The sequence below is a fragment of the Paenibacillus sp. FSL R7-0340 genome, from assembly GCF_038002205.1.
GTDB classification, from domain to species: domain Bacteria; phylum Bacillota; class Bacilli; order Paenibacillales; family Paenibacillaceae; genus Paenibacillus; species Paenibacillus polymyxa_B.
This window is the reverse complement of record NZ_JBBOBY010000001.1, coordinates 4,305,615-4,325,698: the sequence shown is the minus strand read 5'-3', so window position 1 is coordinate 4,325,698 and position 20,084 is coordinate 4,305,615. Positions and strand designations below refer to the sequence as shown.

At 43.3% G+C, this 20,084-nt stretch carries 20 protein-coding genes and 1 pseudogene; 15 read left to right on the top strand and 6 right to left on the bottom strand.

Going from position 1 to position 20,084, the window contains the following annotated elements:
• Nucleotides 1–44: 44 nt before the first annotated feature.
• The gene (locus tag MKX59_RS19000; protein WP_220027503.1) at nucleotides 45–431 is read left to right on the top strand and encodes a tautomerase family protein; all 387 of its coding nucleotides are present in this window, start codon (nucleotides 45–47) and stop codon (nucleotides 429–431) included.
• Nucleotides 428–763, top strand: a complete 336-nt coding sequence (locus MKX59_RS18995) for a carboxymuconolactone decarboxylase family protein (RefSeq protein WP_028542876.1) — start codon at nucleotides 428–430, stop codon at nucleotides 761–763. Before MKX59_RS19000 ends, MKX59_RS18995 begins: the two co-directional genes overlap by 4 nt.
• A gap of 87 nt (nucleotides 764–850) precedes the next feature.
• Here the strand turns inward: MKX59_RS18995 and MKX59_RS18990 are convergent, their stop codons facing one another.
• Nucleotides 851–1,471, bottom strand: a complete 621-nt coding sequence (locus MKX59_RS18990) for a GntR family transcriptional regulator (protein ID WP_028542875.1) — start codon at nucleotides 1,469–1,471, stop codon at nucleotides 851–853.
• Between the two features lie 243 nt (nucleotides 1,472–1,714).
• Between MKX59_RS18990 and garR the strand changes: the two genes are divergently transcribed.
• The 9 genes from garR (at nucleotide 1,715) to MKX59_RS18945 (ending at nucleotide 12,938) form a co-directional block, all read left to right on the top strand.
• The gene (gene garR / locus MKX59_RS18985) at nucleotides 1,715–2,608 is read left to right on the top strand and encodes a 2-hydroxy-3-oxopropionate reductase (RefSeq protein WP_071558949.1); all 894 of its coding nucleotides are present in this window, start codon (nucleotides 1,715–1,717) and stop codon (nucleotides 2,606–2,608) included.
• 41 nt (nucleotides 2,609–2,649) lie between these two features.
• Complete coding sequence (locus MKX59_RS18980) at nucleotides 2,650–4,095, top strand: four-carbon acid sugar kinase family protein (RefSeq protein ID WP_279831317.1); 1,446 nt, start codon at nucleotides 2,650–2,652, stop codon at nucleotides 4,093–4,095.
• 53 nt (nucleotides 4,096–4,148) lie between these two features.
• Entirely contained in the window at nucleotides 4,149–5,507 is a 1,359-nt protein-coding gene (locus MKX59_RS18975; RefSeq protein ID WP_023987950.1) for a GntP family permease, read from the top strand.
• A gap of 223 nt (nucleotides 5,508–5,730) precedes the next feature.
• The gene (gene licT / locus MKX59_RS18970; protein ID WP_023987951.1) at nucleotides 5,731–6,588 is read left to right on the top strand and encodes a BglG family transcription antiterminator LicT; all 858 of its coding nucleotides are present in this window, start codon (nucleotides 5,731–5,733) and stop codon (nucleotides 6,586–6,588) included.
• Nucleotides 6,589–6,771: 183 nt separating this feature from the next.
• On the top strand, nucleotides 6,772–8,652 hold the full coding sequence (locus MKX59_RS18965; RefSeq protein ID WP_069080132.1) for a beta-glucoside-specific PTS transporter subunit IIABC: 1,881 nt from the start codon (nucleotides 6,772–6,774) through the stop codon (nucleotides 8,650–8,652).
• Between the two features lie 73 nt (nucleotides 8,653–8,725).
• Nucleotides 8,726–10,135, top strand: coding sequence for a glycoside hydrolase family 1 protein (locus MKX59_RS18960; RefSeq protein ID WP_254347963.1), 1,410 nt, complete (start codon nucleotides 8,726–8,728; stop codon nucleotides 10,133–10,135).
• A 180-nt stretch (nucleotides 10,136–10,315) separates the two neighbouring features.
• Nucleotides 10,316–11,218, top strand: a complete 903-nt coding sequence (locus MKX59_RS18955; protein WP_023987954.1) for a LysR family transcriptional regulator — start codon at nucleotides 10,316–10,318, stop codon at nucleotides 11,216–11,218.
• Between the two features lie 123 nt (nucleotides 11,219–11,341).
• Nucleotides 11,342–12,481: a 5-methyltetrahydropteroyltriglutamate--homocysteine S-methyltransferase gene (locus MKX59_RS18950; protein WP_023987955.1), complete on the top strand. Its 1,140-nt coding sequence runs from the start codon at nucleotides 11,342–11,344 to the stop codon at nucleotides 12,479–12,481.
• Between the two features lie 259 nt (nucleotides 12,482–12,740).
• Complete coding sequence (locus MKX59_RS18945) at nucleotides 12,741–12,938, top strand: hypothetical protein (protein WP_143109547.1); 198 nt, start codon at nucleotides 12,741–12,743, stop codon at nucleotides 12,936–12,938.
• Nucleotides 12,939–13,435: 497 nt separating this feature from the next.
• On the opposite strand, the pseudogene MKX59_RS18940 reads toward MKX59_RS18945, so the two are convergent.
• The 4 genes and pseudogenes from MKX59_RS18940 to MKX59_RS18925 form a co-directional block, all read right to left on the bottom strand.
• Nucleotides 13,436–14,235: pseudogene (locus MKX59_RS18940) on the bottom strand (contractile injection system protein, VgrG/Pvc8 family); the annotation flags it as partial.
• Nucleotides 14,236–14,652: 417 nt separating this feature from the next.
• A complete protein-coding gene (locus tag MKX59_RS18935; protein ID WP_023987959.1) occupies nucleotides 14,653–15,426 on the bottom strand; it encodes a hypothetical protein in 774 nt (257 codons plus the stop codon).
• A 183-nt stretch (nucleotides 15,427–15,609) separates the two neighbouring features.
• Nucleotides 15,610–15,831 (bottom strand): hypothetical protein, encoded by a 222-nt coding sequence (locus tag MKX59_RS18930; protein ID WP_158451761.1) that lies wholly within the window; start codon nucleotides 15,829–15,831, stop codon nucleotides 15,610–15,612.
• A 532-nt stretch (nucleotides 15,832–16,363) separates the two neighbouring features.
• Nucleotides 16,364–16,702, bottom strand: coding sequence for a helix-turn-helix domain-containing protein (locus tag MKX59_RS18925; RefSeq protein WP_023987960.1), 339 nt, complete (start codon nucleotides 16,700–16,702; stop codon nucleotides 16,364–16,366).
• A gap of 336 nt (nucleotides 16,703–17,038) precedes the next feature.
• Between MKX59_RS18925 and MKX59_RS18920 the strand changes: the two genes are divergently transcribed.
• From MKX59_RS18920 to MKX59_RS18910, 3 genes are all read left to right on the top strand, one after another.
• Nucleotides 17,039–17,326, top strand: coding sequence for a hypothetical protein (locus MKX59_RS18920; RefSeq protein ID WP_340858709.1), 288 nt, complete (start codon nucleotides 17,039–17,041; stop codon nucleotides 17,324–17,326).
• 100 nt (nucleotides 17,327–17,426) lie between these two features.
• The gene (locus MKX59_RS18915; protein ID WP_014599622.1) at nucleotides 17,427–17,525 is read left to right on the top strand and encodes a hypothetical protein; all 99 of its coding nucleotides are present in this window, start codon (nucleotides 17,427–17,429) and stop codon (nucleotides 17,523–17,525) included.
• A 220-nt stretch (nucleotides 17,526–17,745) separates the two neighbouring features.
• Nucleotides 17,746–18,195, top strand: a complete 450-nt coding sequence (locus MKX59_RS18910) for a DUF6386 family protein (protein WP_023987962.1) — start codon at nucleotides 17,746–17,748, stop codon at nucleotides 18,193–18,195.
• 133 nt (nucleotides 18,196–18,328) lie between these two features.
• Here MKX59_RS18910 and MKX59_RS18905 read toward each other — a convergent pair whose 3' ends face one another.
• Nucleotides 18,329–19,459, bottom strand: a complete 1,131-nt coding sequence (locus MKX59_RS18905) for a phosphodiester glycosidase family protein (protein WP_340858708.1) — start codon at nucleotides 19,457–19,459, stop codon at nucleotides 18,329–18,331.
• A gap of 132 nt (nucleotides 19,460–19,591) precedes the next feature.
• On the opposite strand from MKX59_RS18905, the gene MKX59_RS18900 reads away from it, so the two are divergent.
• A complete protein-coding gene (locus MKX59_RS18900; protein ID WP_076264308.1) occupies nucleotides 19,592–20,062 on the top strand; it encodes a DUF7716 domain-containing protein in 471 nt (156 codons plus the stop codon).
• Nucleotides 20,063–20,084 lie beyond the last annotated feature (22 nt).

The following is a 20,084-nucleotide window of genomic DNA, read 5'->3' as shown; positions in this document are numbered from 1 at the left end:
AGGGGAGTACAATTATCTTATCCCAACGGATAGGAGAGATGAGCATGCCATTTGTACGAGTTGGATACATGGAGCAGCAATACACAGAGCAAGAGCTGCCTTGGATTAGCCGCTGTATCATGAACGCTTTGATCGAACATTTTCAGGTTCCGGAAAAAGATTACTTTCAGGTTTTTCATGCTCATAAGCAAAGCGAGTTTTATTATAGTCCCGATTATTTGAATGTACCCAGAACAGATAAGCTGCTGTATATTCAAATTACAATGGGAACGGGTAGAACTACGGAACAAAAAAAGAGTTTCTACCAAAAGTTAGCGGAACTCTTATCTATTGAATGTAAGATTAGACCGGAGGATGTATTTGTGACACTGATAGAGACTGAATTAGAGGATTGGTCCTTTGGCAACGGACTTGCCCAGATGATTGTATGAAGCATAAATTGATCAGATCGAGTGTTCGGGTAACGATCGGTGATTTTGCTCCCGCTTTTGTAGGTTATACGGAGGATGTTCTTTTTGGAGATGTATGGAGAAGAAGTGAGCTATCTCTCAGAGAACGGAGTCTCATCACCGTCTCCGCATTGGTAGCGGGTGAGCATGTAAATCAACTCCCTTATCACCTGAAACTGGCCAAGGAGAACGGGATTTCGGAGGAAGAACTGGTTGAGGTCATTACACAGCTTGCCTTTTATGTAGGATGGCCTCGGGCAGCCTCAGCTATTCAGGTTGCCAAAGAGGTATTTTGTAAAGAAAAAGAGAGTTAAGCATGAACCTAAAAAAACCGCTAAGCACAAGGGATTCCGAGTGTTTGGCGGTTTTTTGGTATGGCATACAAATGGAGAAGCCAAGGACTATCTGATCAGATGCAGGCAAAAGTCCAGATCAGCCTGCAGATGCTCCTTCATCAGCCGTTCTGCTGTATCGCCGTCATGTGCGCGGATAGCCTCACAAATATGCTGGTGCTCATCAATCAGAAAGGGACGATGATAGTAGACGACCGTATGACGGAATAAATAAATAACGGATTGCATCCGATCAAACAAATCAATCATCATCGAATTATTGCTGGCCTTCATAATGATCTCATGAAACTCTTTGTTCGCATGCATCACCTCATCCAGCGAGCCGGAACGCCCGATGTCCACACATTGCTCCAAAGCCAGTAGCTCTGTCTCGGACAAGTAGGCAGCCGCGCTGCGCGCCGCATGTCCTTCAAGCAGCATCCGTAGCTCAAAGGTATTGCGCAGGTCGGTTTCAGATAGCTTGACTACACGTTTATTGACGATAAGCCCTTCCTGCTCCAATTTGCGGATGGATTCACGGATAGGCGTGCGGCTTACACCGAGCTGCGTGGCAAGCTTTTCCTCGACCAACTTGGTTCCTTGAGGGATGGTTCCGTTCAGGATCATATCACGCAGTGTTTCATAAGATTGCTGGTGCGCCGTTCGAGAGTTATTGCTGCTGTACTGCATGTCATTCACCTCTACGTCTACTTTAGCGAAAAGATGGAGGTTAAACAATGTCTTTCCTATATATTTGATAAAAATTGATACAAATTTTAATTTTTTGTATACAAAAATGAATTTATTGTGTACAATCGCAGATGTGAAGACGAATTAACAGCGCTTACATGTGATAAAAAGCGTTTACAAATGGGTTTTTCTAAAAAACCTGAATAGGAAATCGAATTTGAAAAGCTATGGAGGGACTTTAACATGACAAAGAAAATTGGATTTATTGGATTAGGTATTATGGGTCGTCCGATGTCGTTAAATCTTTTGAAAGCGGATTATGAGCTGACCGTATTTGATATTAATCAGGAAACCGTCACTGCTTTGGTTGCGTCAGGCGCACATGCAGCGGCATCCCCGAAGGAAGTTGCAGAGCGCAGTGAAATCATTTTTACGATGTTGCCGAATTCCAATCATGTGAAAGAAGTCATTTTGGGCGAGAACGGGATTTTAAAAGGGGCTAGTATTGGAAGCGTTATCGTAGATATGAGCTCGATTTCTCCAGTCGTCTCCAAAGAGCTGTCGGTGAAAGCCGTTGAGGCTGGTCTGCACATGCTGGATGCCCCTGTCAGTGGTGGCGAACCGAAAGCAATTGATGGGACATTGGCGATTATGGTTGGTGGCAAAGAATCAGTGTTTGAGCATGTCTTGGATGTTCTGCATGTGCTGGGTCAGGATGTCACCTTGGTTGGTGATAACGGCTGCGGCACAACGGCAAAGCTGGCTAACCAGATCATGGTGAACCTGAATATCGCGGCCATGTCCGAAGCGCTTGTATTTGCAGCCAAGGCGGGAATTAATATTGAAAAAATGGTGCAAGCGATTCGCGGTGGATTGGCAGGCAGTGCGGTACTGGATGCTAAAGTTCCTCTGATCTTGCAACGGAATTTTGTAGCTGGGGGTCGGATTGATATTAACCTCAAGGACATCACGAACGTTATGGAAACCGCGCATGACATCGGTGTACCGTTGCCACTTAGTAGCCAACTGCTGGAAATATTCCACGCACTCAAAGTGGATGGTAAAGCGGCGGATGATCACGGCGGAATCGTGCAATATTTTGAAAAACTCGCAGGCGTACAGGTAAAAGCAGAGTAGTAGAGCATGCTAATCAAGAATTTGAATAAGGTGGAGATCACATGAATGTAAATGCAGGATATACTTCGTTGTTAGCTCTTCAAGCAGAATTGCCTCCTGAATGGGACAGCAAAGGATTGCGTCAGGAAATTCGCCGGATTAATGACGCCAGAGGACGGAAAATTATCGTATTAGACGATGATCCGACCGGGGTACAAACCGTTCATGATATTGATGTTTTGACGCAGTGGGATGAAGCATTGCTTCGTGAAGCATTCGACTCACCGGAAACGCTATTTTATATCCTGACCAATACACGCGGACTTGATGCGCAAACCGCAGAACGGATTAACCGCGAGATTGCTCGCAACGTACAGGCTGTCGCCACCGAAAAGGGCAAATCATTTACCTTTGTCAGCCGTAGTGATTCCATGTTGCGTGGGTATTACCCGCTGGAAACGGACGTACTGGCAGAAGAAGGATCGCGTCAAAGTGGACGGAGCTACGACGGTCATCTGATCATTCCAGCCTTTTTCGAAGCTGGGCGAGTAACTGGAGGCAACACCCACTATATGGTGGAGGACGATACGCTAATTCCCGTACATGAGTCGGAGTTTGCTAAGGATAAGGTATTTGGCTATGAAAACGGTGATTTGGCGGCATGGGTGGAAGAAAAGACAGAAGGCCGTATTCATGCCTCGGAATGTCTTGTCATTTCACTGGAACAGATTCGCAAGGGACCAGACGCTGTGCAAGAAGTATTGCTACAAGCGAAGGATAACGTACCAATCATCGTCAACGTGCTTTCGTATGCGGATATGGATGTAGTATCACTGGGGCTACTGAAAGCAGAAGAGCAAGGGAAAACGTTTATTTTCCGCACAGCTGCTTCTTTTGTGAAATCGTATGCCGGGATATCTGACCAGGAATATTTGCCAAAGGAACGACTGATTGCAAGTGGACAGGAAGGTCACGGTGGTATTGTGGTCGTCGGTTCCTATGTTCAAAAAACAACAAAACAGCTGGAGCAGTTACTTACGTACCCGGAAATTGTGGGTCTTGAAATTGATGTGGAACGGGTGTTGGATTCTGAGGGCTACACACAGGAATTAAGCCGTGTTATCGCAGAAGCCAATACACAACTGGCTGCGGGCAACAATGTGGTGGTATACAGTAGCCGCAAACTCATTGCGGTAGATAATAAAGCTGATAATTTCAAAATTAGTCAAACGGTATCCGGTGCACTGGTCGAAATCGTACAGTCGCTTGAGACGGTGCCTAAGTTTATCATCGCCAAAGGCGGCATTACTTCCAGTGATGTGGCAACCAAAGGTCTTGCTATCCGAAAAGCACGTGTACTCGGCCAGGTTGCGGCAGGCATCCCTGTGTGGCTGACCGGAAACGAAGCCAAATTCAGCGGCATTCCGTATATTGTGTTCCCTGGTAATGTGGGCGGAGAACGAACATTACTGGAAACCGTAGAGAAAATTGAAAACGAGCAGGGTTAACCCCTGTTTTTCAACAAACTTAGAGAGCGCTTACTTAATGAGGGGGTTATAACATGTATTCCGTATTCGGACTCAGTCATGATGCAAGTTTGTTATTATATGCACTTATTTCTATTATTGGACTGATTCTGCTGATCGCTAAAGTCAAAATGAACCCATTTGTCGCGCTCATCGTCGGTGCTGTGTTCATGGGTCTAATTGCAGGTATGCCGCTGAAAAGTATTGTGACAGCTTATCAAGAAGGTGTGGCCAGTGTGCTCGGTTTTATCGCCATTGTTCTTGGTCTGGGTACGATGCTGGGTAAGCTGATGGCTGAGTCTGGTGGTGCGGAGCAGATTGCCAAGACCATGGTGCGGGTGTTCGGTGAGAAAAATGTCCATTGGGCCATGATGGTGGTCGCTGTCATTTGTGGTATCCCGGTATTCATTCAGGTAGGTATCGTACTGTTGTTCCCGCTCGTATTCGTTATTGCCAAGCATACCGGAACTTCGCTCATTAAAATCGGGATTTCTCTTGTAGCTGGATTGGCGGTTGTGCATAGTCTTATCCCTCCGCATCCGGCAGCGATGCTGGCAGTAGGTATTTTTAACGCGAATATTGGTAAAACGATCTTCCTTGCGCTTATCGTAGCATTGCCGTCCGCAGCGATTGCGGGTCCGATCTACGGAAGCTGGATTTCCAAGCGTATCAAGGTGGAGACTTCGAGTGAATTGATGGAACAATTTACAGAAACGAAAGAAAGAGAATTGCCAGGCTTTGGTATTACACTCTTCACCATTATGCTGCCCGTTATTTTGATGTTGCTGGCGACGATTGTCGATCTGATTTTGCCAGAAGCCAACGTCTTCAGACAGGTCATTGATTTCATCGGCAGTCCGATTATTGCGTTGCTGATTGCTTTGCTGTTCTCGCTTTACTCTTTTGGTTATGCACGCAACTTCGATAGCAAGCAGCTATTGAAGTTTACGAACGATTGCCTGGGTCCGGTTGCTTCTATCATCCTGCTGATCGGTGCAGGCGGTGGTTTCAACAAGATTCTGACTGCCAGCGGTGTAGGAGATGCGATTGCAGGTTTTGCCCAGCATGCACATTTGTCTCCGCTTGTATTGGCCTTTGTGATTGCAGGTCTTATCCGGGCCGCCGTTGGTTCCGCCACGGTAGCCATGACGACGGCGGCAGGTATTGTCGCTCCGATTGCAGTCACGATGCCGGGGGTGAGCCCGGAGCTACTGGTGTTGGCTACCGGAGCAGGCTCGATCATTTTGTCCCACGTGAATGACTCCGGCTTCTGGATTGTTAAAGAATACATGAACCTGTCCGTACCTCAAACGCTGAAAACGTGGACAGTCATGGAAACCATTCTCGGGTTCAGTGCTTTTGGTATCGTGATGATACTCAGTATTTTTATCTGATTTGTTCATAAACGATCTTCCCAGAAGACTTTTCAGCATGATTGTATTGTTATTCTGCTTTGAAAGCGGTATAGTAAGAGTAATTGAATGAAGGGTCAAGTGCCCTTCGGGATTGTTACTGGTTAGCAGGCGATACCCAAATAATGACTAATTGATTTAGTCGTTATTTGGTTTTTTTTGTTATTACAAACTTTGTCATTACATCAATGAGGTGAGCAGATAAATGATCATCCGGCAAATATTTAACAACAATGTCATCCGGGCCGAAAATCAGGTGGGTCATGAATTTGTTGTCATCGGGAATGGTCTGGGCTTTAAAAAGAAAAATGGTCAGAGGGTTGATGAGGAAAAAATAGAAAAAACCTTTGTATTAAAGTCTGATAAAATTCCGCAAAAATTAATTGATCTCATTGGAGAAACATCTGTAGAGTATTTAAAGGTGGCGGATGAAATTGTAGGCAGCGCGAAAAGGGAAATGGGAGATATTTTTAGTGATAATATCTATATTTCTCTGATTGACCATATTCAATTTGCCATCTCTCGATACAGAAAATCCGTGGGACTTAAAAATTCACTGCTATGGCAAATTAAAAAATTTTACAAGAAAGAATTTATGATTGGAATGAATGCATTGGATATCATCCATGCTCAATTTGGCATCCAAATGGATGAGCATGAAGCCAGCTTTATTGCTATGCATTTTGTAAATGCAAGACAAGACGGTCAGGGAATGAAACAAACGGTTGAGATTACCGAGGTCATTGATGACATTTTCAACATTGTAACCGATTACTATCAGATTACACTTGATGAAACTTCGTTCAATTATTCCCGGTTTATTACTCATTTGCAGTACTTTGCCCAACGATTGCTGAGCAATGAACAAGAGCAACTGGCTTCAGGTGACAATTTCTTGTATGATCAGGTCAAAGATAAATATGCGAGGGCTTTTCAATGTACCCAATTAATCAATCAATATTTGGAATTAAAGCATGAAAGTGCTATGTCGATTGACGAAAAAGTGTATTTGACGATTCATATACAGCGTGTAACCTCCAGAAACGATATGGCTACTTCTTAGAAAAAAAGCTTGCAAACGATTTCTAAGTGATTTATAGTAGGCTCACAACTTAAATATAAGGATTGTTACTGGTTAAGCAGGCGATACCTAAATGAATGGCAGTGATCATTTTCTTTGATCATATGGGCCTTTCGTTTAGGTATTTTTTTGTTTTCAGGCAATCTGCCCAAGAGGAGAATGAACATGGACCATAAGAAAATGGGCGAAGACATCGTACGTCTCGTTGGAGGAGAAGAAAATATCAATGGGCTTGTCCATTGTGCTACACGACTCCGATTTGACCTGAAGGATTCACGAAAAGCCGAAAGAGAAGCGCTTGAGAAGCACGAGGGGATCATTACAGTTGTTGAAAGCGGAGGACAATTTCAAGTTGTTATTGGCAGCCATGTTGCCTATGTATATGCGGAGATCATGAAAAACAGGAATTTTGAATCGAATTCCTCTACAGCCAGTGAATCTAGTGGTAAAAAAACATCGGTCATATCCACAATCTTTGAAGTCATTTCGGGCAGTTTCTCCCCGTTGATTCCGGCGATGGCGGGCTCAGGAATGATAAAAGCACTCCTGACGGTTCTGACTCTGCTGGGATGGATGTCTGCAACAAGTGATACTTATATGATCCTGTCTGCTGCAGGGAATGCTGTGTTTTACTTTTTGCCGATTTTGCTTGGGATCACGCTTGGTATAAAGCTGAAGGCGAATCCTTATGTAGCTGGTGTGATCGGTGCGGCTCTCATGGAACCCAACTTTACGGGACTGATGGACAAAGGGTCTGATGTATCGTTTTTAGGAATACCGGTAGTCATGATGAACTACTCCGCCAGTATTTTCCCGATTTTCATATCCATTAGCATATATGCGTTGGTGGATAAGTTTTTGAAGAAGATCATTCTTAAGGATTTACAACTATTTTTAGTTCCGATGCTGGCTTTGATGATTATGGTTCCGCTATCTGCGATGGCTTTCGGACCTTTCGGTACAGGGGTAGGAGATTGGATTTCTTCAGGTGTGACATGGTTAATCGGTGTAAGTGGCATTTTGTCAGGGATTGTTCTTGGCGGTTTTATGACCTTTATGGTCGTCTTCGGACTTCACTGGGGTTTTACACCCATTACGATTCAAAATATCGGTGTTGGCGGTGATCCGATTGAGGCGATGGCTGCAGCAGCTGTATTTGCTCAAATTGGTGTCGCATTTGGTATCTTCCTGAAGGCGAGAAAAGATAAAACACTTAGAACTCTTGCCGGTTCCACGAGTATTACAGGATTGCTGGCTGGTGTGACAGAGCCGATTGTGTATGGTCTGGTGCTTCGTTATAAACGTGTCATTCCGATTGTCATTATCGCAGGCGCTCTAGGCGGAGCTATCAATGGACATTTTGGAGTGAAAATGACGGCTTATGTTTTTCACAACATTTTTGCAATTCCAGTATATACGCCAACCTTAATTTATGTTATCGCCATTGCATGTTCATTTATAGCTGCAACGATGCTGATCCTTATTTTTGGATATGAAAGCAAGGTAAAGGGGGAGGCCCCAGAAACAGTTGAATCCGTGAAAACAGCAGAACCAGAGCCTGTTGTTACAGCAACCAAGGCCGTTGATATCAAGAAAGAAACAATCTACAGCCCGATCACAGGCAGGACCACACCACTGAGTCAAGTGAATGATTCTGCATTTTCTACAGGGGCCATGGGAAAAGGGTTAGCCATTGAACCGTCTGTCGGCGAGGTTGTAGCGCCAATAGATGGAGTCGTAACCTCGCTGTTCCCCACAGGACATGCCATAGGATTGACTTCCAGTGCAGGTACAGAGATATTAATTCATATCGGAATTAACACCGTTGCGCTGAAAGGGAAGCATTTTAATCCAGTGGTTAAAGAGGGCGACAGCGTGAAACAGGGCGATTTGTTAATCCAATTTGACAGGGAGCAGATTATTGAAGCAGGATACGAAATCGTGACGCCTGTCATCGTCACACTTACGCAACATAAAGTGGACGTATTTGAGACAAATCAGGAGCAGATTCAAAAAAATGAAGTATTGTTAACTTTGGTTGTGTGATACTGGCAAGCATCATCACATACACGAATTGCGAACATCAGAAGGATATAACTATAACTGGAGGGACTAGATCATGAAACATAATCAATTGAAGGCATTTCCTGAAAATTTTTTCTGGGGAGCTTCCACTTCCGCTTATCAAGTAGAGGGTGCATGGGACGAAGATGGAAAAGGACCTTCTGTCATTGACATGGCTAATCATGTCGAAGGGGTCACTGATTTTAAGGTAACCAGTGATCATTACCATATGTTCAAAGAAGACGTAGCTCTGATGGCTGAAATGGGCTTTAAAGCATATCGTTTCTCTATTGCTTGGACACGTATTTATCCCCAGGGCGCAGGTGAAGTTAATCAGAAGGGAATCGCGTTTTACAGCTCATTAATTGATGAACTAATTAAATACGGGATTGAACCGATTGTTACTATGTATCATTTTGATCTGCCTTATGCTCTTGAAAAACAAGGCGGTTGGTCGAAGAGGGAGACGATTGATGCCTTCGAACAGTATGCCAAAACATTGTTTGAGAACTTTGGAGACAGGGTGAAATATTGGTTAACCATTAATGAGCAGAACATGCTGATTCTCCATCCCGGTTCTATTGGCACATTAGATACAAGTCTCGAAAATCCACAAAGGGTACTGTATCAACAAAATCATCATATGTTAGTCGCGCAGGCGAAAGCAATGGTATTGTGCCATGAAATGCTACCTGACGCGAAAATTGGACCTGCGCCGAATATCGGGGTTATCTATCCAGCCAGTTCCAAGCCGGAAGATACACTGGCGGCTGATAACTATGCAGCGATTCGCAACTGGCTCTATCTGGATATGGCTGTATTTGGCCGTTACAATCACATTGCGTGGAGCTATTTGGTCGAGAAAGGCTATGAGCCTGTCATTGAAGAAGGGGATATGGACATTTTAGCGAAGGGGAACCCGGACTTTATCGCATTTAATTATTATACCTCTCAAACCGTAGGAGAAAGTTTAGATGACGGAAATGATTTTTCACATACAGGAGATCAGCATGAAATTGTGGGTGAACCCGGAGCATATCGAGGTTCCGTCAACCCCAACCTGCAAACGACGGAGTTTGGTTGGGAGATTGATCCGGTCGGTTTTAGAACCACATTACGCCAAATTTATTCTCGCTACCACTTGCCTTTAATCGTGACAGAGAACGGCTTGGGCGCTTTTGACAAGCTTGAAGAAGGGGATGTAGTGAATGATCCTTACCGCATTGACTTTTTCAAGAAACATATCGAGCAGATTCAACTGGCTATTACAGACGGTGTAGAAGTATTCGGCTTCTGTCCGTGGTCTGCGATTGATCTTGTTAGTACCCATCAGGGCTCCAGCAAGCGTTACGGGTTTATCTATGTGGATCGTGAGGAGTTTGATCTCAAAGATCTGCGTCGTATTCGTAAACAAAGCTTCTATTGGTATCAAAAGCTGATCTCCACAAACGGTGAAATTCGTTAATTAAAGCAGCCGTGAAAAAGCACCTCCTTGAAATGGAAGATTTCCATTTAGGGAGGTGTTTATATTTTTTAAACCTTAGGGGGAGAGGCTAATTTCATTTAAGCAACAATTATCCCTTCTCCAGAAGTGTGATTATGTATTATATAATAGAAGAAACACAAACGGAAAGGACATTATGCATTGACCTTACAACAATTAAAATATGTCATTGAGGTTGCCAATCGTGGCTCCATGAATGAGGCGGCGAAGCGGTTGTTCATTTCCCAGCCCAGTCTGTCGAACGCGATTCGCGATTTGGAGGAAGAAATTCATATCACCATTTTTGAGCGTACCAATAAGGGGATTTCTTTGTCCAAGGAAGGCGTGGAATTCCTCGGTTATGCACGCCAGGTCGTTGAGCAGGCGGAGCTGCTGGAAAGTCGCTATCTGGATGCCAAGCCTTCACCACAGCATTTTGCTGTGTCCACGCAGCATTACGCTTTTGCTGTAAATGCATTTGTGAATCTGGTGAATCAATATGGTCAAGAAGAGTATGAATTGGCTTTACGAGAGACCAAAACCCATGAAATCATACAGGATGTCAAAAGCCTGCGCAGTGAGATTGGAATCCTGTATCTGAACGAATTTAACGCCAAGGTCATTAACAAGCTGCTAAAAGATGCGAATCTGCAATTCAATAGCCTGTTTACGGCCAAGCCGCATATTTTTATCAGTGCCAATAATCCGCTATCCCGACAGTCTATCGTGACCATTGATCAGCTTCATCCGTATCCGTATTTGTCCTTTGAGCAAGGGGAGTACAATTCCTTTCACTTTTCCGAGGAGATTCTCAGTACGTTGTCACATCCCAAAAGCATTCGTGTCCATGACCGGGCGACCCTTTTTAATTTGCTCATTGGCTTGAACGGCTATACGATTTCTACCGGGGTGATCAGTGCGGATCTGAACGGTAACGACATTATTTCCGTCCCTCTGGAATGTGATGAGTCTATTAATGTGGGATGGATTTGCCATAAAAACGCTGCGCTCTCCAAGCTGGCTACCGTCTATGTAGAAGCGTTGCATGAGGCGATAGGGGAATAAAAGGTTGGGTATAGCCTTAGGCTATAACTAGCTATAGTTTATTGGAGTTACCTTATAACTGAAAATGTATGTTATCTTTCTTACAAGAACTTCACTACAGAAGCGAAAAAGGAGATAACCCTAATGAGCAGCATCCTTGACAATGCATCCCAACGTAAAGTGACCCCTTTTAGACATGATATGGTCGGCAGCTTTTTGCGCCCGCAAGCGATTAAAGACGCCAGAATTCAATTTCAAAATAATGAAATCTCTGCGGACGAGCTGAGAAAGATTGAAGATAACGAAATTATCAAGCTAGTGGAAAAGCAAAAATCGGTAGGACTTCAAGCCGTGACAGACGGTGAATTCAGACGCTCCTGGTGGCATCTTGATTTTATGTGGGGTCTGGACGGCGTGGAAAAGGTACAGCTTTCGAACGGCTACCAATTCCAGGGTGTGGAAACAAGAGCGGAAACCGCACGCTTGTCCGGTAAAATCGGACATTCCCGTCATCCTTTCATTGAAGATTTCAAATTCCTGAAGCAAGTAGCAGGTGAGGATGCCATCGCGCGCCAAACGATCCCGGCACCTGCGCAATTCCTGGCCGAGCTGTTGCGCGGAGAGAATAAAGAAACAACCGATACGTATTACAGCAATCTGGATGAGCTGGTGACGGATATCGCCAAAGCTTACAAATCCGTGATTCAAGCGTTGTACAATGAGGGCTGCCGCAGCTTACAACTAGATGATTGCACATGGGGTATGCTCTGTGATAAAAACTATTGGGAAGCTAGACAGCATGCGGGTGAGAATGTGGAAGATACCAAAAAGCTGTTTGCCCGTGTGAATCAGGAAACGGTGAATGATCTCCCAGCCGATTTGGTCGTTACGACCCACGTATGCCGTGGTAACTACCATTCCACCTGGGCATCCTCTGGCGGCTATGAGCCTGTAGCTGAAACTCTGTTCGGCATCGACAACATCGACGGCTACTACCTCGAATTCGATACCGACCGTGCAGGTGATTTCACACCGCTTAAGCATCTGAAAGATCAAAAGCAGGTCGTACTGGGCCTCGTTTCCTCCAAAACAGGTGAACTGGAAGACAAGCAGACGGTCATTAATCGTATTAAGGAAGCGACTCAATTCGTCGACATCAACCACATCTGCCTCAGCCCACAATGCGGCTTTGCTTCGACAGAAGAGGGCAATATTCTGACAGAAGAGCAGCAGTGGAAAAAGCTTGCTTTCATTAAAGAGATTGCGGACGAGATTTGGAAGTAAGGGTAAATAGGGAGTTAATATAGCTTTCCAGTGAACTCAACGAGCTACGACAATAGACTCTGATATTAAAGGATAGAAGAGATAGAGGATTAGCAAGCGAAGATCAAGGAGCGTGTAGATGAGATTATTCAAATTTCAAACAATCGGCAAGCTATACTAGAACAATTTGTTGATAACCTAATTAATGCGTTGGTGGAGAAGATCACGATTCTCTCACCAGTGCATTTTGTTTTTACCTTGAAATGTGGAATGAGCATAGATGAAATATTGGACTAACAAAATCATAGGTGGCGTAATGCTTCTTGAAACCAATCTGGCCAACTTGACATGGGAAACAGTTGTAGAATTAGTCGGCTCTGGACTTACTGGAGCAGCATCAGCGGCTGGAGTGGTTAATGATCGTTCACAAGCTAGATCTAGTCTTAAACAAGCATATAATTATATTCAACGTATGTAATTTTCGAATGAAGAGTAATAAAATTAGCAAAGGTGATATTAAACCTTTGCTAATTTTATTTTAAAGGGGGACATGCAAATATGGTTTTCGTTATTATCTCGATAGTATCTTTCTTACTACTATTTTTTCTGATTTATAGAATTATTAAATATAAGACAAGGAAATATAACCGTGAAAATTTTGGGCTATCATTAATTATGCTTCTTATTCTAGGAGGAAGAATATATACCAATACAGGAGAATCTAATCTAAAACCCTTGCTAATAGGTTATACATTTTTGTTCTCTGTTTTATTATTGATTTTTTTATTTGGCATGATTCGTAAGAAAAATAGTAAGCAATGAACGGAAGACCGTTTTACTGGTCGTCGTTGGACTTTTTATGTAGTGAATTTTTATTATGAAAAATCAAATAAGGGAAAACATCGAGGCCTCCATGCTCTAGTGATCAGATCGGTCAAAATGCCGGCCTTATATTGAAGGGATTGTTTTCCTAGTTAGTAAGCCATCCGCTAAGGTCGTCACTGCTCGAACCACGACCAGTTCTTTGCCTTGTCCAATTGTAAGGTGATGAGGTCGCCCATCGCATAGTATTGCAGACTTTCGATCATGTAGGTGACATACGAGCCAGCACGTTCTCCCGGCTTTTTTACATCCAGCTCATGAAATGTTTTTCGTACACGATAAAATACATCCTGCTCTACCTTATGTTGCTTGCCTTCTAGCATCCCGAAGAAAACCTTGGGCGAGGCTGCGCTTACCTCTGGCACAAGTACGGAGCCAAAGCGAGAGGCGAGACGTTTTAAAAACGCCCAATCCGTCTCCTCATATTGTAAAACAAATGTATCCAGCTTGGCATAATTAGTTACGGTATCAATGGCATCTCCGTACTGATATTTTCGAACCAGTGCTGTGACCAGATCATCATAAGTACGGTGAATATCTTGATAGGAGCGTCTTTTACGTTTAATATCCATCTGGTATGAATGGGAAGCGGCCTCCAGTTCAAATGTATACACGCCTCGCACACAGTGTACGGACATACGTGTAACAATCCCATGGAACAGCCTTCTCAGCGATTGTCCCTGATCATTCAACTGACGAATCACAATCGGCTCTTGCTCCATATTTTGACCGATACAAGCGGCTCCCTGTTCTTCAGAGAGCATGCCACTGATATGTAAATAGACATGATCGTTAATGGTACGTGTTATTTGAAGTTGATCGATGTGTAGGGGCTGAAAGGGACCATAAAAGCGTAGGCTTTCATATCCGATCCCATCTGATAATACGCTCAAGTGAGTTCATGACTCCTTTCTAGATGCGATGGCTGATTACAAAAGTAAAGTGCAGTATTTTTAATTCGAGTCTGACTAATAGAAGAAATGGATGAATACAACTTTGAGTCAAGACCTATATGTATCACTGAGTTTGTTGGGTATAAAGTTACGAGATGTGATATTTAAATAACAGTCCAGCATATGTATTTATCGGTTAAAAGAGAGATTTAGTTTACAGAATGACCCATTGATTGGTGTATTTACTATGTGTATTTTTGGAAGTAGGAGAAATGCGAGGGGGTTAAGTTGTGTACAGTGGCGGTTATTATCAATACTTTCATTACTCAACTGATCGGATATCTGTGTAAACAAAAAAACGTATTTAGTTTACTCGACTAAATACGTTTTTTCCTTTTAAAAATGCATATTTATGTTTTAGCTACGACTTCCGAATGAACCCACATATGTAAGATCATTGCTGTCAATGACTTGACCTGGAGTTACAAAAGCCTCTTTATTTGGAGTATAGTGACCGATAATATAGTCTGTGTCATAGTTTCCATAATAGAATGCTTGCCAAATAAATTTAGAGCAGTAATTAGGGTTTATAGTTTTAAGTTGAAAGTTATCCCAAGAATAAATAGGTATATGGTAACTTGTTACCGAAGAGTAATTGTTTTGTGCCCAATAAGCTGCGTTACGGCCATGAGTCGCTCTATAGACAGCGATTGATTCACCAGCCTTATGCCTCGTTTGGTAATAAGAAATGGTATCCCTTTTTCCGCCTTCTCCTTGATTATCATTAACTGCATTTACATGATAAACCATATAATCAGGTCCAATGATACCAACATGTCCAACAATCATTGCGCTTCCGCCTAATGCTTTTGATGAATAAAGTACATCTCCTACCTTAACTCTGATATTGGTTCCTGGGTAGGTTGAATCTGGCTCTAACGCTGATGGAGAAAAGTCATACGTGGCCTCTGGAGCACTTACAGAAGGATTAACCTCAGGAGCACTTATAGAAGGATCAACTTCTGGAGCACTTACAGAAGGATTAACCTCAGGAGCACTTACAGAAGGATTAACCTCAGAAGCACTTACAGAAGGATTAACCTCGGAAGCACTTACAGACGTTATACCAAAAAAAGAGGTAAAGAAGAGAAGCATTAGTAGAGCAGGTAAAAAAACTTTTATTTTTTTCATAATGCACCGCCATTTTCCATAAATTTAATTGCAATACTTATTATACACAGAATGTACTGGAAGTAAATAGAATAATAAGGTATGATTATCCTAAAAGAAGATTTGTTTGTTTGAATAAGATGAGGGAGATGAAAAATTGAATTTTTATAATAATAGAGTGGTTCAGATATTAAGCGTAATACTCTATCCCATTTCGGCATTCATCATATTAAGTAATGGTGATAAGATAGTTTCATGGGGTATACCAGCAGTCATTGCAATTTTGTTTTGTTTTCTTTGGAAAAATGTTCGACATCTAATGATTTCCAATGCATTGTTATGGATTTTATCAGTACCAATTTGGTTGTTTTTGATTGAGGGAGGGCAGGGAGCAGAAGTTTTCATTGCATCTTTACCATTCATCATACCCCTATATATATTTATTGTGTTTCTACCAGAAATTATAATTGTTTTGATTAGGAATTTCCTTCTCAATAAGTTTAGACGGTAGCGTCAAGAACTATGTGTAAATGAAAATAACCTTTCTTGTAGAAGTTGGTATTCATCTTTGCTGGTGAACATGATGAGTCCGCTACAGAAGGGCAACCAATGGATTTATGCTCGCTTGTCAGAGACTCACGTTATCTGATTGCCTCGGATTGTAGTCATAGACTATGTTTAGAGAACAGCCCCGATTAATCAATGATTCTATTCTTTTCGATAGACATGCTATTTCTGATCATAAGTATATTCTTTCCATCGTCTCGACACACGTGGAGTGCGTGGTAGTAATATACGGGAAGATATACTGGAGAAAGGCCTCGCTATAAGGTGCAGTAATATTTGGTCTCTCATCATATTGGAGTGTGGAGACAACCATAGTCGAAGAACCCACCTGTATTTAAGAAACGGGTGGGTTTATTTGATTTTCATAATTTTGAAAACAAAAAAATCTTTTTTAATTTGTAATTTCCCTTATCACATTCCTCGCCAAACGTACTTTCTCTGGACTCGACTTTTTGAGCATCGTAATAATTTCTATAATATCTTCATCAGACTCCACAATTTTGGGGTCCTCGCTTACATATGAAAACAACTGAACTAAGTTTACGTCTAGTGCTTTTGCAATTTTAGCTACATTTATCAAAGAAACATTCTTTTCTCCACGTTCGATCTGTCCAATGTATGTAAAATGAAATCCACCTTTTTCCCCAAGAGCTTCTTGTGAGAGGCCTTTTTCTTTGCGCAACACTCTTATTCTAGCCCCAACTAGCTTTAATACTTCTTTGTCCTGCATTTATCTACACCCCTTTATACTAAAAAGTGTAGTCAAGATTTTCTTGGGTAAACATGAGATTAAGAATCGTATATTTAGTATAAATTATATCTATAAGTATTATTTTAGAGTATAATAAGACTAATATTGAAATTCTCTGGAGGAATAGATATGAAAGAAGCTCCTTCTACCTTTATTCCAAGTTCCACTCAACCATCCAGACCTTCACAACACCTACATAATTCAATAACTGATTTTCACACTCTATCCCAATACCACATGAAACTAGCCCAAATCCTGTACAAGCACAATCAAGTCCAATGCTGCATTATCCTATGTGACTGGGCGTTGACTTCCATGTTAAAAGCACTATATATGAAAGAAAACAACAGCCTTTTCCCTCCCGGATTCCTGTCCATGACTGATCTGCTGCACTTATTACATACCGAAACCAACCCGGGATTGGATGTTGTTGTATTTATAGGTACCACTCAATTTCTTTCATCCCAGTTAGAAACCCCGCTCCTTCAAAAAATGAAGTACAAGGATGTGAGCAGGTTACTGCGAAGAACGGACGACATTCTCTGCCAGTTGTCATCCCGAGTGATTAGCGATCCATCCGCGACGTATCAGTCCATTTTCTGAATAGCCCTTCCATGGCAAATAAACTTGCCAATTCGCCCTGTCGTAATCCGCTTTTCTTCATACGATAAGAGTAAGCTTTAACGCAAGGAGGGATTCAGACATGGGTGAAGTAGGTTACGGTGGAGCATGGACATCCACAGGAGCGATTTTGGTATTGTTCATTTTGTTGGTGATTATTACTAAGTCTTTTCTGATCTAACAGCAGGTTAGATCGCTTAAATCCACAAATCGGCCTTCTTTCACGACATCGTGAGGGAGGGCTTTTTTATGCAGAATGGGTGTTAGCCCAACATGTTGTCTGGCCCTGCAAGCATTGTTATACTTTACATACAGGGAGATTTTCCCTCAAGTATATGGCAATACGGATAGCGTAAGACGTGGGAAAACAGAAATTGGCTGACCAAAATCAGGAGGATCGGATGATGAATATGGCAAGCAGTCCATTTCAATTTACGACAGACACGGCGACTCTCTGCCTATTTGATACGCAAGCACTTAAGCATCGTTTGGACGATGATCCGGATTGGTGGTCCATCGAAGAGGACGAGCTGGGCGAGTTGAATGCGGGAAATGTAGCTTTTTTGAATCTGGGAGCCGACGGGACCTATGAGGTTGTGATGACAGATCATATTGACAAGCCTGCTGTACGACTGTTTTTGAAGGTTCCCTCAGGTAACCTATTTATTGGAGCAGGGGAGGAAGCCACAAGTGGTGGACTGGAGCCTGAATGTGTATGGGGAGGGACGTTCCTTTCTGTGCAACCCGGACTTTATGAATGCTTGGCGAGCAGAGAAGACAATCGTATTTATCTTTCTTTAAAAAAAGGAAGCGAAGGCACCAATAGCTTTACGGGTCTGATTCGATTGTAGGTTGCAGGATCAACCCGTAACGGCCCATACAAGCCACCTGAACAGGTGGAAGCAGGAACAACCGGAACCGGGGAAAATGGATAAAGGGCTATCCCCACGGCTTACACATCCGTGAAGACAGCCCTTTATCCGTCTATTGATACTTTACAATAATGGCATTGCTGATTTGGCGCCCGGGTGTGGTGAGATAGGAGCCGTTGTAATACAGCCCGCTGGAAGCACCGCCGTCCAAGTTCATGGCCTGATAAGCGCCGGCCTGCTTCATCATTTGGGCGAGTTGCGGTATAGTCGCTCCGCTTGTGGTCAGGAGGATCAGCTTATGATCCCGACTCATTCCGAGTGCGCTGCGGGCGCCGCCGCCTGTTAATATTTTCGGATCCTTGAAGCCTTCGGCTTTGACATTTAGGGAAACCTGTCCGTTCGTGACCAGACGAGGCCCAGCTTGCAGGGCACCTTCGACGTTACCTTGGCTTAACCGTTGTTCAAAGGCAGAACCTGACACCAGCTCGGATAAATGGTTAGCATCGTAGGTGAAGACCGTCCGTTGGTCGCCGGAGCTTTTTTTCAACATCTTTCCGTGACTGACCAGGTAGCCGTAAGGCGTTTTGTAGGAGCTTTTGGTATAGGCGTCAAAGAATGTACCATTTATGGCTACAACCGCTTGATTACGTTTGGCGAGACTGCTTAAGTCTTCCACTTTGCCGATAGTATTGCCTGCCAGAGCCACATCCAGGCTTACCTTGGGATGGAGCATAGAGATGGTGACCACCTTAGCGGAAAAGGTACGAGATCCGACCTTGAAGCTTTTATGAGCCGTCGTAATGGGTGTAGTATTTCCGGGTAGCTTACCGGTAAGTACCGGAAGCGTGACGGACGTTGTACCCTGCTTAATGTGTACAGCTGAGGTTTCCTTTTGCCATGAGACTTGCAGGTTTAGATATTGGCTGATGAACTGCAAGGGTACATAGGTCGAACCATTATCGGTAAAAGGAGCATTTTGCAAACGGACCGTTTGATCGTTCACTTTGGCAGTAGATTTTCCGGCAAATAGGGTAATCCGAGTATTGCCTTGCGCAATTTCTATTTTTTTGTCCGCTGCCGTCATGTTGAGTGTGATCCCTTCATAGCTGTTCAGGAGACGAAGCGGGATGAAGGAGTGGTTACTCTGGTCCACATAGACCAGCATAGGTGCTGGGGCAGCAGCGTAGATCGGGGATACAAGTAATAGCAAGGACAGGATAACAAGTGCGGTGATTCTTTTCATGAATAGATCAATCTCCTTATGTAGTCTTGACACTTTACGAGGTGCTTGTAATTATATCGGGTTTTATAAGTTGTAAATGTATGTTATGCGAATTTTGAGTGTTTAGCTGATATAGGAAGCGGGAGGTTGGAGATGAGCAGGTATGAGACAAGACTTGAGGATTACCGTCGCAGAGAGCGCCCATCTTATCGTGTATTTGAAGGATTGCAGGAATTGGTGCGTAGCGTGGGGCAACTGCATAATAACTGGTTATATGTGAATGTGGATCAATGGGATCAGGACCCTGTTCACACACCGATTTATTATTGGGATGAGCATTGGCTAGAGGAATGTGCAGAGGAGGGTACAGCCGTAACCAACGAACAAGATGAGTATATTCCCAAGTGGGTGCCGGATCGTCAGGTTCAAACCTGGTTTGAGTTGGCGACCTTCGAAAGTATTGTGGAAGTCCTTAAGGCTGCTGGACAGCCAGTGACGCTTCAGATGGTGATTATGGCGGTAAAATACTATGACAAACGAGATGCCTATCTGGACTATGAAGAGGTGAAGGCAGTGACAGACCTGTGGTCTGTGCTGACAAAGGTGAGAAACCACCTTACATAATGAACAAAGCCTGTAGAACAAA

Bases quoted from the DNA above. Each gene is read 5' to 3' on its own strand.
- MKX59_RS19000 (WP_220027503.1), top strand. From the start codon at position 45: ATGCCATTTGTACGAGTTGGATACATGGAGCAGCAATACACAGAGCAA.
- MKX59_RS18995 (WP_028542876.1), top strand. From the start codon at position 428: ATGAAGCATAAATTGATCAGATCGAGTGTTCGGGTAACGATCGGTGAT.
- MKX59_RS18990 (WP_028542875.1), bottom strand. From the start codon at position 1,471: ATGCAGTACAGCAGCAATAACTCTCGAACGGCGCACCAGCAATCTTAT.
- garR (WP_071558949.1), top strand. From the start codon at position 1,715: ATGACAAAGAAAATTGGATTTATTGGATTAGGTATTATGGGTCGTCCG.
- MKX59_RS18980 (WP_279831317.1), top strand. From the start codon at position 2,650: ATGAATGTAAATGCAGGATATACTTCGTTGTTAGCTCTTCAAGCAGAA.
- MKX59_RS18975 (WP_023987950.1), top strand. From the start codon at position 4,149: ATGTATTCCGTATTCGGACTCAGTCATGATGCAAGTTTGTTATTATAT.
- licT (WP_023987951.1), top strand. From the start codon at position 5,731: ATGATCATCCGGCAAATATTTAACAACAATGTCATCCGGGCCGAAAAT.
- MKX59_RS18965 (WP_069080132.1), top strand. From the start codon at position 6,772: ATGGACCATAAGAAAATGGGCGAAGACATCGTACGTCTCGTTGGAGGA.
- MKX59_RS18960 (WP_254347963.1), top strand. From the start codon at position 8,726: ATGAAACATAATCAATTGAAGGCATTTCCTGAAAATTTTTTCTGGGGA.
- MKX59_RS18950 (WP_023987955.1), top strand. From the start codon at position 11,342: ATGAGCAGCATCCTTGACAATGCATCCCAACGTAAAGTGACCCCTTTT.
- MKX59_RS18945 (WP_143109547.1), top strand. From the start codon at position 12,741: ATGAAATATTGGACTAACAAAATCATAGGTGGCGTAATGCTTCTTGAA.
- MKX59_RS18935 (WP_023987959.1), bottom strand. From the start codon at position 15,426: ATGAAAAAAATAAAAGTTTTTTTACCTGCTCTACTAATGCTTCTCTTC.
- MKX59_RS18930 (WP_158451761.1), bottom strand. From the start codon at position 15,831: ATGATGAATGGTAAAGATGCAATGAAAACTTCTGCTCCCTGCCCTCCC.
- MKX59_RS18925 (WP_023987960.1), bottom strand. From the start codon at position 16,702: ATGCAGGACAAAGAAGTATTAAAGCTAGTTGGGGCTAGAATAAGAGTG.
- MKX59_RS18920 (WP_340858709.1), top strand. From the start codon at position 17,039: ATGTTAAAAGCACTATATATGAAAGAAAACAACAGCCTTTTCCCTCCC.
- MKX59_RS18915 (WP_014599622.1), top strand. From the start codon at position 17,427: ATGGGTGAAGTAGGTTACGGTGGAGCATGGACATCCACAGGAGCGATT.
- MKX59_RS18910 (WP_023987962.1), top strand. From the start codon at position 17,746: ATGATGAATATGGCAAGCAGTCCATTTCAATTTACGACAGACACGGCG.
- MKX59_RS18905 (WP_340858708.1), bottom strand. From the start codon at position 19,459: ATGAAAAGAATCACCGCACTTGTTATCCTGTCCTTGCTATTACTTGTA.
- MKX59_RS18900 (WP_076264308.1), top strand. From the start codon at position 19,592: ATGAGCAGGTATGAGACAAGACTTGAGGATTACCGTCGCAGAGAGCGC.